Annotated in this window: 14 protein-coding genes and 1 pseudogene; 3 read left to right on the forward strand and 12 right to left on the reverse strand. The window is 68.7% G+C overall.

Features of this window, described 5'->3' with window-relative positions:
- Window positions 1-9 precede the first annotated feature (9 nt).
- The 3 genes from ACWFRJ_RS00790 to ACWFRJ_RS00800 are packed head-to-tail and all read right to left on the reverse strand — an operon-like array spanning window position 10 to window position 3,687.
- The gene (locus tag ACWFRJ_RS00790; protein WP_453523534.1) at window positions 10-936 is read right to left on the reverse strand and encodes a carbohydrate ABC transporter permease; all 927 of its coding nucleotides are present in this window, start codon (window positions 934-936) and stop codon (window positions 10-12) included.
- Window positions 933-1,955 (reverse strand): ABC transporter permease, encoded by a 1,023-nt coding sequence (locus ACWFRJ_RS00795; protein ID WP_453523536.1) that lies wholly within the window; start codon window positions 1,953-1,955, stop codon window positions 933-935. The genes ACWFRJ_RS00790 and ACWFRJ_RS00795 overlap by 4 nt, the downstream gene beginning before the upstream one ends.
- Before the next feature lies 1 nt (window position 1,956).
- Window positions 1,957-3,687, reverse strand: coding sequence for an extracellular solute-binding protein (locus ACWFRJ_RS00800; RefSeq protein ID WP_453523538.1), 1,731 nt, complete (start codon window positions 3,685-3,687; stop codon window positions 1,957-1,959).
- 204 nt (window positions 3,688-3,891) lie between these two features.
- Between ACWFRJ_RS00800 and ACWFRJ_RS00805 the strand changes: the two genes are divergently transcribed.
- Window positions 3,892-6,870 carry a beta-glucosidase gene (locus ACWFRJ_RS00805; protein ID WP_453523540.1) on the forward strand — a complete coding sequence of 993 codons (2,979 nt, stop codon included), beginning with the start codon at window positions 3,892-3,894 and terminating at the stop codon, window positions 6,868-6,870.
- The gene (yicI, locus tag ACWFRJ_RS00810) at window positions 6,867-9,077 is read left to right on the forward strand and encodes an alpha-xylosidase (RefSeq protein ID WP_453523542.1); all 2,211 of its coding nucleotides are present in this window, start codon (window positions 6,867-6,869) and stop codon (window positions 9,075-9,077) included. The genes ACWFRJ_RS00805 and yicI overlap by 4 nt, the downstream gene beginning before the upstream one ends.
- 64 nt (window positions 9,078-9,141) lie before the next feature.
- Here the strand turns inward: yicI and ACWFRJ_RS00815 are convergent.
- From ACWFRJ_RS00815 to ACWFRJ_RS00850, 8 genes and pseudogenes are all read right to left on the reverse strand, one after another.
- Window positions 9,142-10,146: pseudogene (locus ACWFRJ_RS00815) on the reverse strand (glycoside hydrolase family 43 protein); the annotation flags it as partial.
- 75 nt (window positions 10,147-10,221) lie between these two features.
- Window positions 10,222-11,388 carry an aldose epimerase family protein gene (locus ACWFRJ_RS00820; RefSeq protein WP_453523545.1) on the reverse strand — a complete coding sequence of 389 codons (1,167 nt, stop codon included), beginning with the start codon at window positions 11,386-11,388 and terminating at the stop codon, window positions 10,222-10,224.
- Window positions 11,389-11,421: 33 nt separating this feature from the next.
- Entirely contained in the window at window positions 11,422-12,651 is a 1,230-nt protein-coding gene (gene mmsB, locus ACWFRJ_RS00825; RefSeq protein WP_453523548.1) for a multiple monosaccharide ABC transporter permease, read from the reverse strand.
- Window positions 12,652-12,661: 10 nt separating this feature from the next.
- Window positions 12,662-14,200: a multiple monosaccharide ABC transporter ATP-binding protein gene (gene mmsA, locus ACWFRJ_RS00830; protein ID WP_453525024.1), complete on the reverse strand. Its 1,539-nt coding sequence runs from the start codon at window positions 14,198-14,200 to the stop codon at window positions 12,662-12,664.
- 17 nt (window positions 14,201-14,217) lie between these two features.
- Window positions 14,218-15,336, reverse strand: coding sequence for a multiple monosaccharide ABC transporter substrate-binding protein (gene chvE / locus ACWFRJ_RS00835; RefSeq protein ID WP_453523550.1), 1,119 nt, complete (start codon window positions 15,334-15,336; stop codon window positions 14,218-14,220).
- Between the two features lie 3 nt (window positions 15,337-15,339).
- Window positions 15,340-16,308: a hypothetical protein gene (locus ACWFRJ_RS00840; RefSeq protein WP_453523553.1), complete on the reverse strand. Its 969-nt coding sequence runs from the start codon at window positions 16,306-16,308 to the stop codon at window positions 15,340-15,342.
- A gap of 104 nt (window positions 16,309-16,412) precedes the next feature.
- On the reverse strand, window positions 16,413-17,432 hold the full coding sequence (locus ACWFRJ_RS00845; protein WP_453523555.1) for a zinc-dependent alcohol dehydrogenase: 1,020 nt from the start codon (window positions 17,430-17,432) through the stop codon (window positions 16,413-16,415).
- Complete coding sequence (locus tag ACWFRJ_RS00850) at window positions 17,429-18,589, reverse strand: mandelate racemase/muconate lactonizing enzyme family protein (RefSeq protein WP_453523558.1); 1,161 nt, start codon at window positions 18,587-18,589, stop codon at window positions 17,429-17,431. Before ACWFRJ_RS00850 ends, ACWFRJ_RS00845 begins: the two co-directional genes overlap by 4 nt.
- A gap of 231 nt (window positions 18,590-18,820) precedes the next feature.
- Between ACWFRJ_RS00850 and ACWFRJ_RS00855 the strand changes: the two genes are divergently transcribed.
- Window positions 18,821-19,591, forward strand: coding sequence for an IclR family transcriptional regulator (locus tag ACWFRJ_RS00855; protein WP_453523560.1), 771 nt, complete (start codon window positions 18,821-18,823; stop codon window positions 19,589-19,591).
- On the opposite strand, the gene ACWFRJ_RS00860 is transcribed toward ACWFRJ_RS00855, so the two are convergent.
- Window positions 19,588-20,118, reverse strand: coding sequence for a methylated-DNA--[protein]-cysteine S-methyltransferase (locus ACWFRJ_RS00860; protein WP_453523563.1), 531 nt, complete (start codon window positions 20,116-20,118; stop codon window positions 19,588-19,590). The genes ACWFRJ_RS00855 and ACWFRJ_RS00860 overlap by 4 nt on opposite strands.
- Window positions 20,119-20,169 lie beyond the last annotated feature (51 nt).

The following is a 20,169-nucleotide window of genomic DNA, read 5'->3' on the forward strand; positions in this document are numbered from 1 at the left end:
ATCGGTGGGTCAGCCCTTCACTGCGCCGGTGAGCATGCCCTGCTTGAAATGCCGCTGCACGAACGGCGAGAGGACGGCGACCGGCAGAAGTGCCAGGACCATCACGGCCATCTGGATGGCGAGCGGCGACAGGTGCCCCGTGTTGATCGCCTGGGCAAGGCCCGTCGGCTTCTGCTGTTTGATCACGAGCTGCTGCATGACGTTCTGCAGCGGCATCATGTCCGGGTCGCTGAGGTAGATCGACGCGTTGAACCACGCGCTCCAGTAGCCGACCGCGTAGAAGAGAGTGATGACCGCGATCACCGCGCGGGACAGGGGCATGACGATCCGCAGCAGGATGCGCAGGTCCCCGGCCCCGTCGATGCGGGCGCTCTCGATCAGCTCCTGCGCCGTGCCCATGAAGAACGCCCGCAGGACGAGGATGTTGAAGACGTTCAGGGCGCTCGGCAGGATCAGCGACAGATAGGAGTCCGTGAGGCCGAGGCCCTGCACCACCAGATACGTGGGGATGAGCCCGGCGCCGAAGAACATCGTGGCGACGATGACCAGGAGGATCGGGCGGTGCAGTACCGACCCAGGGCGCGAGAGACCGTACGCGCACAGGACGGACACCACCATGCTGAACAGCGTGCCGACGACCGTCACGAGCACGCTGACCAGCGCGGCCCGCGACACCTGGCCGCCCCCGAGCAGCTCCTGGTAGTGGACGAACGTGACGCCACGGGGGATCACCACGAGGCCGCCCGTCTCGGTGATCGTCCCGACCGAGGAGAGGCTGGTGACGACCACCACCCACACGGGGAAGAGGACCGCGAGGCAGACCAGGGTCAGCGTCACGCCCTTGGTGGCGAGCCCGGCCCGGGTCGGGGGCTCCTCCCACACCGGGCGCAGACCTGACCTGCTGCCCGGCTCGATGCCGAAGTTCAGCACGCTCATCGCTTGTAGACCCCCTGCTCGCCCATGAGGTGGGCGGCCTTGTTGGCCCCGAGCACCATCAGGAGGCCGAAGACGCCCTTGACGATGCCGATGGCGGCGCCGTAACCGAAGTTGCCGTTGTCCAGGCCTGTGTTCCACACATAGGTGTCGAGGACCTCGGATGCCGTGGGTCCCACGGCGGTGCGCTGGAGCAGGATCTGCTCGAAGCCGACCGTGAGCGCGTTGCCGACCTGGAGGACGAGCAGCAGAGCCACCACCGGACGCAGCGCGGGCAGCTGGATGTGCCACATGCGCCGCCAGCGGTTGGCGCCGTCCATCGCCGATGCCTCGTACAGGTCGGGGCTGACCGCGGCCAGCGCGGCGAGGAAGACGATGACGCCCCAGCCCGCGTCCTTCCAGACCATCTCGAAGGTGACGAGGAACTTGAAGAGACCCGGGTCGGTCATCAGGTCGAAGCCCTCGTGCCCGTGGTCCCGCAGGACCTGGGCGACGAGCCCCGCCCCGCCGAACATCTGCTGGAAGACCGTGATGACAAGGACCCAGGAGAAGAAGTGCGGCAGGTACAGGATCGCCTGGGCGATCGCCCGCACCCTCGGCCGCACGAAGCTGTTGACGAACAGCGCGAGCGCGATCGGCAGCGGGAAGAACAGCGTCAGCTGGATCGCGAAGATCGCGAAGGTGTTCCTCACCGCCTGCCAGAACAGCCGGTCCTCGACCATGTGCCGGAAGTGCTCGACGCCGATCCAGGGGCTCTGCGTCATCGCCTGGAACGCGTTGTCGGCGATGTAGGGGTCGTAGTCCTGGAAGGCGACGACATTGCCGATCAGCGGTACGTAGTTGAAGACGAGCAGGAGCAGCAGCGCGGGCAGCACCATCAGGAGCAGGACGCGGTCGCGGCGAAGCCGGTGGCGCAGCGGGACGCGGGCGGGTGCCTTCTTCGGCGGGGGCGCGGCTTCGGCGGGTGTCGTGGGCGTCCGCTCGGCGGTGGTGTCGCGCGCGTGAGTCGTGCTCTGGGCCATGTCAGGACGCCGCGTCGCCGGTCTCGTCAAGCAGCTTCTTGTACCAGTCGCGCAGCTTGTCGCCGCCGCCCGACTTCCAGTCCGACGCCGCCCGCTGCATGTCGCTGACCTTCTTGCGGCCGCGCACGATGTCCTTCTCCAGGTCCTCGAACTCGGCGTTCAGCTCGGTGTACCGGGTCGGCTCGATGATCATCATGCCGTGGAAGAGCGGCTTCTTCGTGTGCGCGCCCTGCCGCTGCTGCCACCCGACCATGCCCTCGGTGACGTCCGGCAGATCGGGATAGGCGACGAAGGGCGCGGGCGACGCGAGGTACTCGTACGTCGAGAAGACCTCGTTGTTGCCCTTGCCGTTCTTGGTGAGGACCCCGTCCTTGAACGTGTGGTGGACACCCTCGACGCCGTACATGCGCAGGCGCTGCTCCTTCGAACCGTAGGGAGCGGCCGTGAAGTTGGCGAGGGCGAGGATGTCCCGGATGGTCTTCTCGTCGGCCTTCTCGCTGATGAACGTCCAGATGTCGGCCGGCGGACGCGCGTACAGCGTGGGCGCACCGCCGTCGGCGGCGAAGTAGTCGAACGCCTCCATGCGGAACTTCTTGTTGTCCACGCGCTGCACGGCCGCCTTGCCGTACCAGTCGGACAGGTCCTGGCAGTACATCCAGACCTTGCCCGCAGCGCACAGGTCGCCGATGCTGCCCGTCTCGGCCTTCGCGTCGGGGTGGACGAAGCCCGCCGAGTAGAGCTTGCGCGACCACTCCAGGGCTTCCAGGTACTCGTCGGTCTCGTAGCGGTTGACGAGCTTGCCGCCGACGAGCTTCCAGTAGTACGGCTTCTCGGGCAGCACCCCGAAGATGCCCCAGGCCGCCCAGGTCATGTCGCCGCACGCCCACACCTTGCTCTTGGGCGCGTTGAGCTGCTTGCACAGGTCGTAGAACTCCTGGGCGCTCGTGGGCGCCTCGATCCCCTCCTTCTTGAAGAGGTCGGTGCGGTAGAACGGCGCGATGTTCGGCGTGGTGGCGGCGGGCATCGGCAGGCCGCGCAGCTTCCCGCCGAAGATGGAGCGCTGCCAGGCTCCGGTGGGGATCGCGGCGAGGTTCGGGTACTCCTCGACCTTGTCACCGCTCAAGTAGGGGCCGAGGTCGGCGAACTTGTTGGCGATGGCGCTCGGTATCTTGCCGGTCAGCTCCCAGCCGGGTACGACCACGGCGTCCGGGACGCCGCTGGAGGCGAGGACCGCGCCCAGCTTCTGGCCGTACGTATCGCCCTGCTGGTTCTGCCACTTGACGCGAACCCCGGCTGCCTCGTCCATCGCCGTCCAGTAGGGGTTGCCCTGCTTGGGCACGTTCCCCCAGATCGGCGCCATGACGGTGAACTCGCCGCCCTTGCCGAGCTTCTTCGGCACCGACACCTTCAGCTGATCGGCGGGCAGCGCCTTGGTGAAGCCCGCCGCCGAGCCGTTCTTGGCGGGGATGTCCGGGGCTGCGAGCTCCGACGCGGTGTACGCGGGGAGCAGGTCCTTCAGCTTCTTCCCCGTCGTGGTGCCCTCGTTCTTCGACCCGCTGCCTCCGCAGGCCGTGAGCAGTGGGGCCCCGCCGGCCACGACTAGCGCGGCGAGACCGGAGGAGGCGAGAAAGGTCCTCCGGCTCGAACGGGAGCCGGTGGAGCCGGTGGAGCCGGAGGACCCGGTGGAGCCTGTAGAGCCGGTGGATCTTGTGGAGAGGGAGTTCGGCGTCATTGCGTCAACCCTTCGTGGCGCGTGCCCAGACACACGGCGGTTACCGCCGGTCGGCATTCGAAGCGCTTCGATGTTGCTGCGAGGTTAAGTGAAGGCTTGGGTCGTCACAAGACTCGGTTCTGAATTCCTCCGACGACTCGGGGAGTTCCGTGTTTGCGCCAAGAATGCGTGGAGTGAGGGGTGTTGGTGGTCTGTTGCCTTGACATGGGCGTCACTGGCACTGAGCATCGAAGCGCTTCGAAGAACGATCTGTTCCTCCGTGCCCGCCGCTCGCCGCCCGCCGCTCGCCAAGGGGATCCGCACGTGATCGCAAGCCCACAGCCGCTCCAAGACCCGCAGACGCTGCCCTTCCGCGACCCCGAACTGCCCCTGGACCAGCGCGTGGACGATCTGCTGTCCCGGCTGACCACCGGCGAACGCATCGCGCTCCTGCACCAGTTCACGCCCGCCGTCGAACGGCTCGGCATCGCTCCGTTCCGCACCGGACAAGAAGCCCTGCACGGCGTCGCCTGGATGGGCCCCGCCACCGTCTTCCCGCAGGCCGTGGGGCTCGGCGCCACCTGGAACGACGACCTCGTGCGCAGAGTCGGCGAAGCCGTCGCCGCGGAGACGCGCGCCATGCGCGCACGGGACGACCGCGTCGGCCTCAACCTCTGGGCGCCGACGGTGAATCTCCTGCGCCACCCGCTGTGGGGCAGGAACGAGGAAGGCTATTCCGAGGACCCCCGCCTCACCTCCGCCATCGCCGTCGCCTACACCCGCGGCCTGCGCGGCGACCACCCGGACCACTGGCGCACGGCCCCCGTGCTCAAGCACTGGCTGGCCCACAACAATGAGACACTCCGGGACACTTCGTCGGCGTCCGTGCGCCCGCGCGTCCTTCACGAGTACGACCTGCGGGCCTTCCGCGCGGCCGTCGAAGCGGGCACCGTGGCCGGGGTGATGCCCGCGTACAACCTGGTAAACGGCCGCCCGAACCATCTCTCGCCGTACCTGCGCGAGCATCTGCGCACCTGGACCGACCAGGACCTGCTCGTCTGCTCGGACGCGGGAGCGCCCAGCAACCTCGTCGACTCCGAGAAGTACTTCGACACCCACGAGGAGGCGACAGCGGCAGCGCTCGTAGCGGGCGTGGACAGCTTCACCGACCACGGCACCGACGCGAGCATCATCACCGGACGCATCCAACGAGCCCTGGAACAGGGCCTGTTGACCGAGGGCGACATCAACACGGCCGTACGCCGTCAGCTGTCCGTCCGCTTCCGGCTCGGCGAGTTCGACCCCGGTCAGGGGCCGTACGCGGACCCGGCCACGCACGCCTTCGACACCCCCGGACACCGCGCACTCACCCAGGAGGCCGCCGAGCAGGCCGTCGTCCTGCTCAAGAACGACGGCCTGCTCCCGCTGCCCGAAGGCACGCGGATCGCGGTCGTCGGACTTCTCGCCGACGAGTGCAAGACCGACTGGTACAGCGGAACCCTGATCCGCCGCAGCACACCGCTCGACGGACTGCGCGAGCGGTTCGGCACCGACCGCGTCACCTTCACCGAAGGCGCGGACCGGGTACGCCTGAAGTGCGCGGCGGGATGGCTGCGCGTGCCGGACTCCGACGAGAACGGTCACGTACAAGACGCCGAGATCGCCCTGGACCCGGCCCTGCTCACCGGCCGCACCGATCTGGCGCCGCTGACCTGCGGCCCCGAGCCGACCGAGTTCGCCCTCGTGGACTGGGGATGCGGCACGTGGACGCTGCGCGCCCCCGACGGCCGCTACCTCTCGGTCGCCGACGACGGTTTCGTGCGTGCGTCCGCGGACCAGCCCGGCGGCTGGGTCGTACAGGAGACGTTCGCGCTGGTCGGCCACGGGGACGGCTACCTCATCGAGCACAAGGGGACGGGTGGGTACGTCTCTGTCGCCGCAGACGGCGTGAAGGTTGCCGAGGAGCCGCAGGTCTTCACCGTCGAGTTCCTGGAGCGCGGCGAGGACGCGGTGGCCCGCGCCGCCGCCGATGCCGACGCCGTGATCGTCGTCGCCGGGAACGACCCGCACATCAACGGCCGCGAGACCGAGGACCGCACGACCCTCGCCCTGCCGCCCCACCAGGAGCGGCTGTGGCGCGCGGCCCGAGCCGCCAACCCCCGCACGGCGCTCGCCCTGGTCTCCGCCTATCCGTACGCGGTCGCCGACGCGCACGCCCAACTGCCCGCACTCCTGTGGACCGCGCACGGCGGACAGTCCGCGGGCACCGCGCTCGCCCGGGTCCTCGCGGGTGACGTATCCCCGGCCGGACGCCTCCCGCAGACCTGGTACGCGGCCGACACCGACCTCCCGGACCTGCTCGACTACGACGTCATCGGCTCACGCCAGACCTACCTCTACTTCGACGGCACCCCGCTCTACCCGTTCGGGCACGGCCTCGGCTACTCCTCCTTCGCGTACGAGGACCTGGTGGCCGTCCGCGAGGGAGAGGCGCTCCGGGTCGCTGTCACCGTCACCAACACCGGGCCTCGCGACGCGGACGAGGTGGCCCAGCTCTACACCCGGGCACCCCGGGAAGCCGCCGCGGCCCTCGCTCTGCCGCACCGGCAGCTGGCCGCACACCGCCGCGTGCACCTCGCAGCCGGGGCCGCGTGCCGTCTGGAGTTCCAACTACCGCTTTCCGGGCTGGCGTTCTGGGACATGCGGCACGACCGCTGGGCCGTGCCGCCGGGCGCGTACGAGGTGCTTGCCGGAGCGTCGAGCAGCGACATCCGGCTCGCGGCGACCGTCGACGTCGAGGGCGACCCGATCGGCGCGAGGCCGGTCCGGGAGTCCGGTATCGCGGCGTCCGGCTACGACGAACAGCACGGCACCGAGATGGTCGACCGTTCCAGGACGAGCGGCGACGCCGTGCGCGCGGTGGACGGCGACACGGGTGAACTTCTCTTCCGTGACTGCGACTTCGGCGACGGTGTCTGTGGCGTCTCGGTCGAGGCCTCAGGAGCGGGGGCCGTCGACCTCATCGCGGGCAGCACCGCCACCACCGTGACCGTCCCGGCGACCGGCGGCGTGTACGACTACACCCTGCGCACCTCCGGCTTCACCGTGTCCGGAGTACGCGATCTGCGTGTGCGGTTGCGCGGCCCTCTGCGGCTCGCACGGGTCACCTTCACCGCCACCGCACAACAGAAGGAGACCGCATGAAGTTCACCGACGGTTTCTGGCTGATGCGCGACGGGGTGCGCGCCTCGTTCGCGACCGACGTGCGGGACATCAGGGAAGGCGACGGACGGTTCACGGCGTACGCCGCCGTCCACCGCGTCCGCGAGCGCGGCGACACCCTCAACACCCCGCTCGTCACCGTCGAATGCTTCTCGCCCGCCGACGGCGTCATCGGCGTCCGGGCGACGCACCACGCGGGAAAAGCAGCGAACGGAACGGAGTTCGGCCTGTCCGCCACCGAGGGCGCGGGGATCCTCAAGCGCGAAGGAAGCGTCACCGAACTCACCAGCGGACCGCTCACCGTGCGCCTGGACACCGACAGGCCCTGGGGCCTGGAGTTCCTCGACGCCGACGGGCAACGCCTCACGGCCGTCGAGCGCAGGGGCACCGGCTTCGCCACCGCGCCCGACGGCAGCCACCACATGATCGGCCAACTCGCTCTGGACGTAGGGGAGTACATCTACGGCCTCGGCGAACGCTTCACCCCGTACATCAAGAACGGCCAGAACGTCGACATCTGGCAGGCCGACGGAGGCACCAGCAGCGAGCAGGCCTACAAGAACATCCCCTTCCACCTCTCCTCGCGCGGCTACGGCGTCTTCGTCAACCACCCCGGAAAGGTCTCCTACGAGATCGGCTCCGAGTCCGTCGGCCAGGTCCAGTTCAGCGTCGAGGACCAGTCGATCGAGTACTACGTCATCGCGGGCCCCACGCCCAAGGACGTCCTGCGCCGCTACACCGGCCTCACCGGCCGCCCCGCGCTGCCGCCCGCCTGGTCGTTCGGCCTGTGGCTGACGACCTCCTTCTGCACGCCCTACGACGAGGAGACCGTCTCCGCCTTCGTGGACGGCATGGCGGAGCGTGACATCCCGCTCGGCGTCTTCCACTTCGACTGCTTCTGGATGCGCGAGTACCAGTGGAGCGACTTCCGCTGGGACCCGGAGGTCTTCCCCGACCCGGAGGGCATGCTGCGCAGACTCCGCGAGCGCGGCCTGAAGGTCAGCGTGTGGATCAACCCGTACATCGCGCAGAAGTCCGAACTCTTCGCCGAGGCCGCAGCCCAGGGGTATCTCGTCCGGCGCCCGAACGGCGACATCTGGCAGTGGGACCTCTGGCAGCCGGGAATGGCGCTGGTGGACTTCACGAATCCGGCCGCACGCGAGTGGTACGCCGGTCTCCTGCGCACCCTGCTCGACCAGGGCGTCGACTGCTTCAAGGCCGACTTCGGCGAACGCGTGCCCACGGACGTCGTCTGGCACGACGGCTCGGACCCCGAGCGCATGCACAACTACTACGCCCAGCTCTACAACAGCACGGTCTTCGAACTACTGGAGAAGGAACGCGGCCCAGGCCAGGCGGTCCTCTTCGCCCGCTCCGCGACGGCCGGCGGCCAGCAGTTCCCCGTGCACTGGGGCGGCGACTGCTTCGCCTCGCTCGGCGCGATGGCCGAGTCGCTGCGCGGCGGCCTCTCCCTCTCGCTCTCCGGCTTCGGGTTCTGGAGCCACGACATCGGCGGCTTCGAGGGCACACCCGACCCGGCGGTCTTCAAACGCTGGCTCGCCTTCGGCCTGCTCTCCTCGCACAGCCGCCTGCACGGCAACGTCTCCTACCGGGTGCCGTGGGCGTTCGGTGAGGAGGCGGTCGACGTGGCACGGAAGTTCACGCTGCTCAAGCACCGCCTCATGCCCTACCTGTACGCCGCCGCAGTCGAGGCCCACCGCACAGGCGTCCCCGTCATGCGCCCCATGCTCCTGGACTTCCCGGACGACCCCGCCTGCCGCACCCTGGACCGTCAGTACATGCTCGGCCCCGACCTCCTGGTCGCCCCCGTCTTCACCGCCGAGGGAGACGTCGAGTTCTACGTCCCCGAAGGCACCTGGACCCACCTGCTGACCGGCGAGAGCGTCCAGGGCCCCGCATGGCGCGTCGAGACCCACGGCTTCGACAGCCTCCCCCTGTACGTACGCCCCGGCGCCCTGCTCCCGCTGGGCGCCGACGACCAGCGCCCGGACGGTGACTGGCTCCAAGACCTCACCCTCCTGGTCACGCCGGACACGGACGGAGCCGAGATCACCGTGCCCGATCTCGACGGCAGGCCCGCGGCCGTCTTCCGCGCGGTACGGGACGGCGAGGAGGTCCGGGTCACCTCGGAGGGTGCCGCATCCAGCTTCCGGGTGCGGCCGGTGTAGAGCAGTACAGCGCTGCGGCACGGACCGGTCCCCCGGGCCGTGCCGCAGCGCTGTGTCAGGTGCCGAGCAGCCGGTCGTACTCCGCCTGCGTCACCGGCAGAACCGTGCCGTGCCGGGCACCCGCGGGCAGACCCGCGTCCTTCGTCTCGGTCCACTTGCCCGACGCGAGGTCCGTCGTCTCGAAGAGGACATAGCCGCGCCCGCCGAACTCGTCGATGAGCATGTACCACTTGTCCCCGGTGTTCGACCTGAACACCGCAGGACCCTCGCCCCGGTCGATCACACCCTTTCCGATGCAGTCGGCCACGAAGTCGTACGACGTGTCCGTCAGGTTCCTCGACTTCTCCGCGGTGATGAACTTCGAGCAGGGAGTGCCGGACGCGGGATCGCGCTCGTCCTTGGTGAAGCGGTAGTAGTCGCTGCCGTCCTTGACCACCGTGGAGTCGATCACCGAGTAACCCGGGTCGTTCCAGACCTTGGGCTTGCTGAAGGTGCGGAAGTCCTTCGTCGTCGCGTACAGCATCTTGTTGTACGTCGACCCGGTGTGGCCAGGGTCGTCGGCGCCGTAGACCTTGGACGCCCAGAAGACGACGTACGCCTTCAGCTTCTCGTCGTAGTACGCCTCCGGGGCCCAGGTGTTGCCCGCCGTGTCCGGGGCGACCTTCACCAGGCGCTGGTCGGTCCAGTGGATCAGGTCGGTGGACTCCCACACCATGACCGACTTGCTGCCGGTGCGCTGCACCTGGTCCCAGCTGCCGCCGCTCCCGCCGTACATCCGCAGATCGGTGGCGATCTGAAAGAACTTGTCGCCCTTCGGCGACCGGATGATGAACGGGTCGCGCAGCCCCTTGGTGCCGAGCTGCGAGGTGAGCACGGGCTTGCCGCCGTTCAGCTTCTGATACCGCGTGGGATCGTTGCCGCGGCTGAGCGCCATGCGGATCTGCTCGCCGTCCGCGGTGCCCTCACCGGTGAAATAGCTGAAGAGGTAGCCCGCGTACTTCTGCTCTGCCTTCGCCGGAGCCGTACCCGGGTGCGCGGAAGCGCCCGGGGCGGCGAGCAGGCCCGCCATCAGAGCAAGCAGCGGGATCAGGATTCTCGGGATTCTCGGGCGCAAGATGTGTCCTCTCGAAGGCCGGGGCGCCGCTCAGCGCGCCGAGAAGCTGTGCACCGTGCTCGACCGGTAGGTCTGGCCGGGCCGCAGCACCGTCGAGGGGAACTTCGGCTGGTTGGGGGAGTCCGGGAAGTGCTGCGTCTCCAGGCACAGACCGTCGCCCTGCCGGTAGGTGCGCCCCGAAGGCCCGGTGAGGGTGCCGTCCAGGAAGTTCCCGGAGTAGAACTGCACACCCGGCTCGGTCGTGGCGACCTTCAGGGTGCGCCCCGACTCCGGGTCCCGCAGCGTCGCGAAGTGCTCGGGGCGCTTCGTGATGCCCTTGTCCAGGACCCAGTTGTGGTCGAAGCCCTTGGCCGTCACCAGCTGCTCGTGCGAGACCCGGATGTCCTCGCCGACCGCCTTCGCGCGCCGGAAGTCGAAGGGCGTGCCCGCCACCTTGGCGAGCTCACCCGTCGGGATGAGACCGGCGTCGGTGGGAGTGAACCGGGCAGCGGCCAGGGCCAGTTCATGGTCCAGGATGTCGCCGCTGCCCTCGCCCGCGAGGTTGTAGTATGTGTGGTTCGTCAGGTTGACCACGGTGGCCTTGTCCGTGGTCGCCGCGTAGTCGATGCGCCAGTCGCCGCGCGAGGTGAGCGTGTACGTCACGGTCACCCGCAGCGTTCCCGGATAGCCCATCTCGCCGTCCACGCTCGTGTGGTGCAGGCGCAGACCCACGCCGGAGGAGTCCTTGAACGGCTCCACGTCCCACACCCGCGTGTTGAAGCCCTTGGCCCCGCCGTGCAGGCTGTTCTCGCCGTCGTTCACGGAGAGCTGGTGTGTCTTGCCGTCCAGGGTGAAGCGGCCCTTGGCGATGCGGTTGCCGTAGCGGCCGATCGTCGCGCCGAAGAAGGTGGTTCCGGCGACGTACGCCTCGATGGTGTCGTAGCCGAGGGAGACGTTGGTGTACCGGCCGTGCCGGTCCGGGAGTTCGAGGGACTGCACGATGCCGCCGTACGAGAGGACCTTCATGCGGGTCCCGCCGTTGGCGAGCGACCAGCGGTACACCTTGGTGCCGTCGGCCAGCTTGCCGAAGAGTTCCTTCACGGGCTTCCCGCCCTCCGGGACGCGGGCGGACTCCGCCGCGTACGAGGTGCCCGCGACGGCGGCGGTGAGACCGACGGCGGCGGCCGAGGCAAGGACGGTGCGTCTGCTCGTTTCCATGTGCGGCTCCTGACAGGGGAGGTGAGGAGAGGACTAACGACCGACCTTGCGCTTGTTCCAGACGTCGAACCCGACGGCGGCGAGCAGTACGAGCCCCTTGATGACCTGCTGGTAGTCGGTGCCGATGTTGACCAGGGACATGCCGTTGTTGAGCACGCCGAGGACCAGGCCACCGATCACGGCGCCCATCACCGTGCCGACGCCGCCGCTCATCGACGCGCCGCCGATGAACGAGGCCGCGATCGCCTCGAGTTCGAAGTTCAGGCCCGCCTGCGGGGTGCCCGCGTTGAGACGGGCGGCGTACACACAGCCCGCGAGCGCCGCGAGCACACCCATGTTGACGAAGATCAGGAAGGTGACGCGCTTGTCCTTGACGCCGGAGAGCTTCGCCGCCGCCTTGTTGCCGCCGAGGGCGTAGATGTGGCGCCCCACGACCGCGTTGCGCATCACATAGCCGAGGGCGATGAGCAGGCCGCACATGATGAGAAGGACCACGGGTACGCCGTGGAAGCTCGCGAGGGTCAGCGTGAAGGCGATGACGGCGGCGGAGATCGCCACCAGCTTCGCTGCCCACAGGCCCGTCGGCATGACGTCGAGTTCGTAGGCGAGCTGCTGCTTGCGGCTGCGCCATTCGCGGAAGAGCAGGAACGCGACCGTCACGAAGCCGAGCACAAGGGTCGGATTGTGGTACTGCGTGTACGGGCCCATCTCGGGGATGAAGCCCTTGGCGATGTTCTGGAAGCCCTCGGGGAACGGGGAGAGCGACTGGCCTTCAAGGACGATCTGCGTCAGGCCGCGGAAGAGCAGCATGCCGGCCAGGGTCACGATGAACGACGGGATGCCCACGTAGGCGATGAAGAAGCCCTGCCACGCCCCCGCGACCGCGCCGATGAGGAGCGAGAGCACGAGTGCGAGCACCCAGGGCATGTCGTGTTTGACCATCATCACCGCCGACATGGCGCCCACGAAGGCGACCAATGAGCCGACGGACAAATCGATATGACCGGCGATGATCACAATCATCATGCCGATGGCCAGAATGAGGATGTAGCCGTTCTGCTGGATCAGGTTGGAGACGTTGTTCGGCAGGAGGAGCGTGCCGTCGGTCCAGATCTGGAACAGGATGACGATGAAGGCCAGGGCGACGAGCATGCCGTACTGGCGCATGTTGGAGCGCACGCTCTGCAGCAGCAGAGCACGCGTGGAATCCTTGGCGGACGGCGTGGACGACGTGTCACTCGGTGGCGTGGTCGTGGTGGTCATGGCGGATGCCTCAGCTTCTGTTCTTGGTCATGTGGCGCATCAGGAGTTCCTGGGTGGCGTCCGCGCGGTCGACCTCGCCGGTCAGCCTGCCCTCGGCCATCGTGTAGATCCGGTCGCACATCCCGAGCAGCTCGGGCAGTTCGGAGGAGATGAAGAGCACCGCCTTGCCCGAGGCCGCCAGCTTGTCGATGACGGTGTAGATCTCGTACTTGGCGCCGATGTCGATGCCGCGCGTCGGCTCGTCGAGGATGAGGATCTCGGGATCGGCGTGGATCCACTTGCTCAGGACGACCTTCTGCTGATTGCCGCCGGAGAGCCGGCCCACCTGCTCGAAGACGGTGGGCGCCTTGATGTTCATCGACTTGCGGTAGCGCTCGGAGACGGAGCGTTCCTGGTGCTCGTCGACGAACCCGCCCCCCCGCCGCATGCCCGAGAGCGAGGCCAGGGAGATGTTGCGGTTGATGTTGTCGATGAGGTTCAGGCCGTACTGCTTGCGGTCCTCGGTGACGTACGCGATCCCGGCGTCGACCGCGGCGGGCACGTTCTTCGTCACGACCTCGCGCCCGCCGACGGAGACCGTACCGGCGACGTACTGGCCGTACGAACGCCCGAAGACGGACATCGCGAGCTCTGTTCGCCCCGCGCCCATCAGGCCCGCGATGCCGACGATCTCGCCGCGCCGCACGGTCACCGACACGTCGTCGACGACCTTGCGCTGATGGTCGACCGGATGCCGCACCGTCCAGCCCTGTACGGACAGGGCGAGTGATCCCGCGTCCTCGCCCTCATAGGGCGTGCGGTCGGGGAAGCGGTTGTCGAGGTCGCGGCCGACCATGCCGCGGATGATGCGGTCCTCCGACAACTGCGGTTCGGCGTCCGGGCTCTCACGGACCGTCAGGGTCTCGATGGTCTGCCCGTCGCGCAGGATCGTCACCGAGTCGGTGATGGCCCTGATCTCGTTCAGCTTGTGCGAGATGATGATGCAGGCGATGCCCTGATCGCGCAGCTCCAGGATGAGATCGAGCAGCTTGGCGCTGTCCTCGTCGTTGAGCGCGGCCGTCGGCTCGTCCAGGATGAGCAGCTTCACCTCCTTCGACAGGGCCTTGGCGATCTCCACGAGCTGCTGCTTGCCCACGCCGATGTCGGCCACCGGAGTCTGCGGCTTCTCGCTCAGACCGACCCGCTTGAGCAGCGCGCTCGCCCTGCGCAGCGTGTCGTTCCAGTCGATGAAGCCCCGGGTGCTCTGTTCGTTGCCCAGGAAGATGTTCTCGGCGATGGACAGATACGGGACGAGCGCCAGCTCCTGATGGATGATCACGATGCCGTGCTTCTCGCTGGCGCGGATGTCCTTGAAGGCCATCTGCTTGCCCTCGAAGTGGATCTCGCCGTCGTAACTGCCGTGCTCGTGGACGCCGCTGAGGACCTTCATCAGCGTCGACTTGCCCGCGCCGTTCTCGCCGCAGATCGCGTGGATCTCCCCGGGGCCCACGGTCAGATTCACATCGGAGAGCGCCTTGACGCCGGGGAACGTCTTGGTGATGTTGCGCATCTCCAGCACCGGCGCACTCACGTGAGCTGCCCAGCCTTGAAGTAACCCTCGTCCACCAGGAGTTGGGTGTTGGACTTGTCGATACTGACCGGGTCGAGCAGGAAGGACGGCACGATCTTCTTGCCGTTGTCGTAGTCCTTGGTGTTGTTGACCTTCGGCTTCTTGTCGTTCAGGACCGCGTCACCCATGGACACCGTCTGCGCCGCCAGCTTGCGGGTGTCCTTGAACACCGTCTGCGTCTGCTCGCCCCGGATGATGGACTTCACCGACGCGAGCTCCGCGTCCTGGCCCGTGATCACCGGCAGGGGGTCGCTCTTGGAGCCGTAACCGGCGCTCTTCAGCGCGGAGATGATCCCGATCGAGATCCCGTCGTACGGCGAGAGGACCGCGTCGACCTTCGCGGAGCCGTAGTTCTTGCTGATCAGGTCGTCCATGCGCTTCTGCGCGGTGCCGCCGTCCCAGCGCAGTGTGGTGGCCTGGTTCATCTTCGTCTGCTTGCTGCGGACGGTGAGCTGGCCGCTCTTGAAGTACGGCTCGAGCACCTTCATGGCGCCGGTCCAGAAGTACTTGGTGTTGTTGTCGTCCGGCGAGCCCGCGAACAGCTCGATGTTCTTCGTGTCGCCGCCCTTCTCCGGCTTGCCGAGCTTCAGCTTCTCGACGATGTACTGGGCTTCGAGGCGGCCGACGCGCTCGTTGTCGAACGACGCGTAGTAGTCGACGCTCTCCGTGCCGAGGATGAGGCGGTCGTACGAGATCACGGGGATGCCCGCGTCGCTGGCGCGCTGCAGGACCTCGGTGAGCGCGGAGCCGTCGATGGCGGCGACCACCAGGAGACTGCGCCCCTTGGTGATCATGTTCTCCAGCTGGGCGATCTGGTTCTCGACCTTGTCGTCGCCGTACTGCAGATCGGTCTTGTATCCGGCCTTCTGGAACTGCTCGGCCATGTTGTTGCCGTCGGCGATCCACCGCTCGGAGGACTTGGTCGGCATCGCGAGGCCGATGGTGCTGCCCTTGCCCTCGTCCGGTTTGTAGCGGCTGCCGCCCTTGGCCTCCTGGCCGCAGGCCGCCAGCGAGCCGATCATGACGACGGTGGCCACAGCGGCGGTGAGTCGCATGCGGGATATTCGGGTTCTCATGGATCAGTCCCCTTCCGGGACGGGGAAGCGCTGGAGCTCGCCGGGCAGGTGTGCGCCGAGCGGCGACATCCCGCCGTCAGCGCCGTGCCGGGCGAGCAGATCGAGGGTGAGGCGTCCGCGACGGACCCGCTCGCGGGCGGTGGCCAGGGTGTGGTCGCGCAGCTGGGCGCCGTAGGGATAGATGCCGGGGGACTTGCTCAGGCCGAACTTGAGGTAGAGCGGGGCGCCGCGCCGGATCAGCTCGGCCGCCTCGTACGTCCGGACGTAGCCGCCGAGGTCGTCGGGCGCCTCGACGTACAGGTCCATCGGGGCGCGGCTGGCCCGGCGGATCTCCGTGAGGTGGGCCAGGGTGAGGTCGGAGGGGATGTTCAGGGAGTCGGCGCCGAGCCGCTCGTAGACCGCGTACGAGGCCGGGTTGACCGGGCCGATCAGGGCCGACACCTTGAACGTGGTGTCGGCGGGGAGCACACCGGCCACGCGCAGCCGGTGCAGCGTCCACAGCACGCCCTCGTCGGCGACGAGCAGGCAGCGCACCCCCAGCTCCGTGGCGCGCACGGCGTCCTCGACGCAGCCGGCGAGCGCGTCATGGCCGCGCGAGCGAAGCCCCGCGCCGCCGGAGTCCGTGCGGGTCGCGGCGCCGATGTCCCAGGTGCCGCGCGGCCCTGTGAACAGGCAGAGCTCGATGTCCCGCTCGGCGCAGGCCTCCACCATCTCGGTGATCTCGATGTCGGAGAGCATCCAGATGCCGCTGCCCTGGCTGATCCGGTGGATCGGCACATCGAGGCGCGAGCTCTCCTTGAGGACGACGGCCAGCGCTTCGGGGCCCTCCACGGAGGGGATCTCGGTGCGCCAGGTGCCGCCGTCGGGGAACGCGTGCGGCGACGCGTCGGCCGGATCGATGGCGGGTACGGGGTGCCCGATGCGGGCTAGGGCGTCGACGCCGGGGCGGCGGGGTGCTGACGGGCTGGTCACGGGACTCCCATACGCGGTGAATTCTGCTGTGTTCGACATGTCGTACGTCGGTCGGTTCGCGGTGTGTGTACGGCGGTACGTATCAGGGGCATGTCAGGTGCTTCTCAGGGGCGCAGGAGCACCTTCCCGGTCTTCGGGTCGCCCCCGCCGACCAGCGCGACGGCCTCCCCGAACTGCTCAAGGGGGAACTCGTGCGTGATGAGCGGGGCGGGGTCGAGCAGTCCGAGCCCGAACGCCCTGACGGCGTCCGACCAGGCACTGGACGGCGCGCCGAAGACGCTGCGCACCTCCAGCTGGCTCAGCGAGAGATGCACCGGATCGATGCCGACCGCGCCGGGTGTGAACATGCCGGTCAGTACGACCCGGCCGCCCCTGCGCGCGAGCAGACAGGAGGAGGCGGCCGTGCTCGGTGCGCCCGCCGTCTCCACGACCAGGTCGAAACGGCCGTGGTAGGCCTCCGCCTCGGCGGGCGTCAGGCTCTCGCTCACCCCGAACTCGAGCGCCTGCCTGCCGCGTTCGGCACGTGGGTCGATCACCACGAGCTCGCCGGGCGACGAGGCGGCGAGCAACTGCACCGCGAGCATCCCGAGGGTGCCTGCGCCGACCACCGCGATCCGCTCGCCAGGCCGTGGCCGCCCCGTCCGCACCGCGCCGGCGATCACCGCGGCGGGTTCGAGGAGAGCGGCGGCGGCGAGGTCCGCGTCCGGGTGCAGGAGATGCAGCAGGCGGGCGGGGACGACCACGTGGTCGGCGAAGGCGCCGGGCTCGGTGAACCCCGTCTCGGCGTACCCGCCGCCGCACAGGCTCGTCTCCCCGCACCGGCACCGCTCGCAGGTGCCGCAGGCGCGGAACCCCTCGGCGACGGTCTTGTGCCCGACGAGCGCCGGGTCGACGCCTTCGCCGGTGGCCTCGACGGTGCCGGACCACTCGTGTCCGGGGATCACGGGATAGCGCACATAGGCGGCGTCCCGGTGACCGTCGTACACCTCGCGGTCGCTCATGCAGATCCCGGCGGCGGCCACCTTGACCAGGACCTCGCCGGGTCCCGGCTCGGGCCGCGCGCCGACCGTGAGCCGGTGCGCGCCGGGACGGTCGATGACGATGGCGCGTGAGTCGGCGCTCACTTGCGGGCCGCCTTGGGGGCGCGCTTCTCCCAGCCCTCGGCCCACAGGTCGAACCGGGCCTGCTGCTGCGGGAACTCGGCCGCCGCGTCGGTGTCGAGCTCGACGCCGAGGCCCGGCTCGTGCGACACCTCGAAGTAGCCGTCGACCACCTGCGGAGCGCCCTTGACCACCTTCTTGATCTCCGCGTCCGCGAAGTCGTTGAAGTGCTCCAGGATCTTGAAGTTCGGTGTGCAGGCGGCGAGTTGCAGCGAGGCCGCGGTGAGCACGGAGCCGCCGACGTTGTGCGGGGCGATCAGCGTGTAGTGCGTCTCGGCGGTCGCGGCGAGCTTGCGGGTCTCCAGGATGCCGCCGATGTGGCCGAGGTCGGGCTGGATGATGTCGGCGGCCTGCGACTCGAACAGCTCGCGGAACTCGATGCGGTCGTGGATGCGCTCACCGGTGGCGATCGGCATGTCCACCTTGGCGGCGACCTTCTCCAGGGCCTTGAGGTTCTCCGGCGGCACCGGCTCCTCGAGCCAGGCGGGCTTGAACGGTGCCATCTCCCGCGCCAGGCGCACCGCCGTGGACGGGCTGAACCGGCCGTGCATCTCCAGCATCAGCTCGGCGTCCGGGCCGATCGCGTCCCGCACCGCCTCGATCAGCGAGACCGCGTAGTTCGTGCCCGCCTGGTCGAGCTCGAAGTGCCCCGTCCCGAACGGGTCGATCTTCAGGGCGCGGTAGCCCCGCTCGACGACGGCCGTGGCGGCCTTGTGGTACGCCTCCGGAGTGCGCTCGGTGGTGTACCAGCCGTTCGCGTACGCCTTGACCTTGTCGGTCACCTTCCCGCCGAGCAGCTGCCAGACCGGTACGCCCAGGGCCTTGCCCTTGATGTCCCAGCAGGCCATCTCCACGCAGGCGATGCCCGACATGACGATCTCGCCGGCCCGGCCGTAGTCGCCGTACTTCATCTTCCGCACGAGGTCCTCGACCGCGAACGGATCGGAGCCCACAATGTGGTTGGCCGCCGCCTCTTGGAGGTAGCCGACCAGGGCGTCGGTGCGGCCGAGCATGCGGGTCTCGCCGACGCCGGTGAGGCCTTCGTCGGTGTGGACCTGGACGTAGGTGAGATTGCGCCACGGCGTTCCCACCACGTGCGTGCTGATTCCCGTAATACGCAAGGCAGTTGCCCCTTGGTTGTTCGGTATTTCGTCACACGTTCGAAATGTTGGCGTGACCGTATTCACGCAGGCGGCAGGGTGTCAATGGGTCGAGCAAAACGGTCTTGAGTCCACAGCGGACCCTCAGGCCGTTGCGCGCGGAACGTCGCAGCGTCTAGCCTGTGTTCGTCATATCGATCGTTGACCGAAGTTTCGGACACAACTTCGGACGCACGGGGTGGGAGGCCGACCATGGGACGACTGGTTCCTGCGGTGACCAGAGCACTGGACATACTGGAGCTGTTCCTGGAGGGCGACGGGACGCTGTCCGCCCCCGAGGTGACCCGCAGACTCCAGCTGCCGCGCACCACGGTGCACGAGCTGCTCACCACCCTTGCCGCCCGCTCGTACCTTGTCCAGATACCGGACCAGACAGGCCGCTACCGCCTCGGGGTACGCGCCTACCAGCTCGGCAGCCGGTACGCGGAGCAGCTCGACCTGGCCGCGGAGGGCCAGCAGGTGGCCCGCGAGGTCGCGGAGACCTGCGACGAGACCGTCCATGTGGCGGTCCTCGAGGGCACGGACGTCATCTACATCGCCAAGGTGGACTCCACGCACGCGGTGCGCATGGTCTCCGCGGCGGGCCGCAAACTGCCCGCGCACTGCACGTCGGTCGGCAAGATGCTGCTGGCCTCGCTGCCGCCGGCCGAGCTCGAAAGCCGCCTTGCGGGGCGGGAGCTCGTGGCGATGACCGAGAACAGCATCACGGAGCAGGACGCGCTGCTCGCCGCGCTCGCCGGTATCCGGGAGCGCGGGGTCGCGGCCGAACACCGCGAGTCCAACCCGGACGTGAGCTGCGTGGCCGCGCCGGTCCGCGACAGCGCGGGCCAGGTCGTCGCGGCGCTCTCCATCTCCGTGCCGATGATCCGCTGGAGCGAGGAGCGCGAGAACGAACTCGCCGAGTTGGCCGCGAAGGGCGCGGGCGATCTCTCGGAGCGCCTGGGCCACCGGGGCGGGTGCTAGTTCGTCAACTGGCTCCGCGACTCCAGGTCGAGGAGCTGCTGCTTGGCCTCGAGTCCGCCCGCGTACCCGGTCAGCGAGCCGTCGGCGCCGATGACCCGGTGGCAGGGGCGGACTACCAGCAGGGGGTTGCGCCCGATCGCCGTGCCCAGGGCGCGGACCGCCGCCCGCGAGAGGCCCAGCTGCGCGGCGAGCTTCCCGTACGAGGTGGTCGTGCCGTACGGGAGGGTGTCGAGGGAGTGCCAGACCCGCTGCTGGAAGTCGGTGCCGACGCCGCTGACGTACTCGACGTCGAAGTGCTGACGTGTCCCCGCGAAGTACGAGCGCAGCTGCCCGGCGATCACGGCGAAGGCCTCGTCGTCGCGCACCCACCCGTCCTGGACGACGGCGCCGCCCTTCTGCCCCGGCATGGACAGTGAGGCCAGCGCCGTGCCGCCGTTCGCGGTGGCCGACTCCTCGCCGACCAGCAGCAGCTCGCCCAGCGGGCTCTCGACGGTCGTGTAGACGGCCTTCGCCATGACCTTGGTCATCAGATGCTCCCTCTTTCCCGGTCACTGATCCCGGTGACACCCTTAATTCTG

The sequence above is a fragment of the Streptomyces sp. NPDC055239 genome, assembly GCF_053606205.1.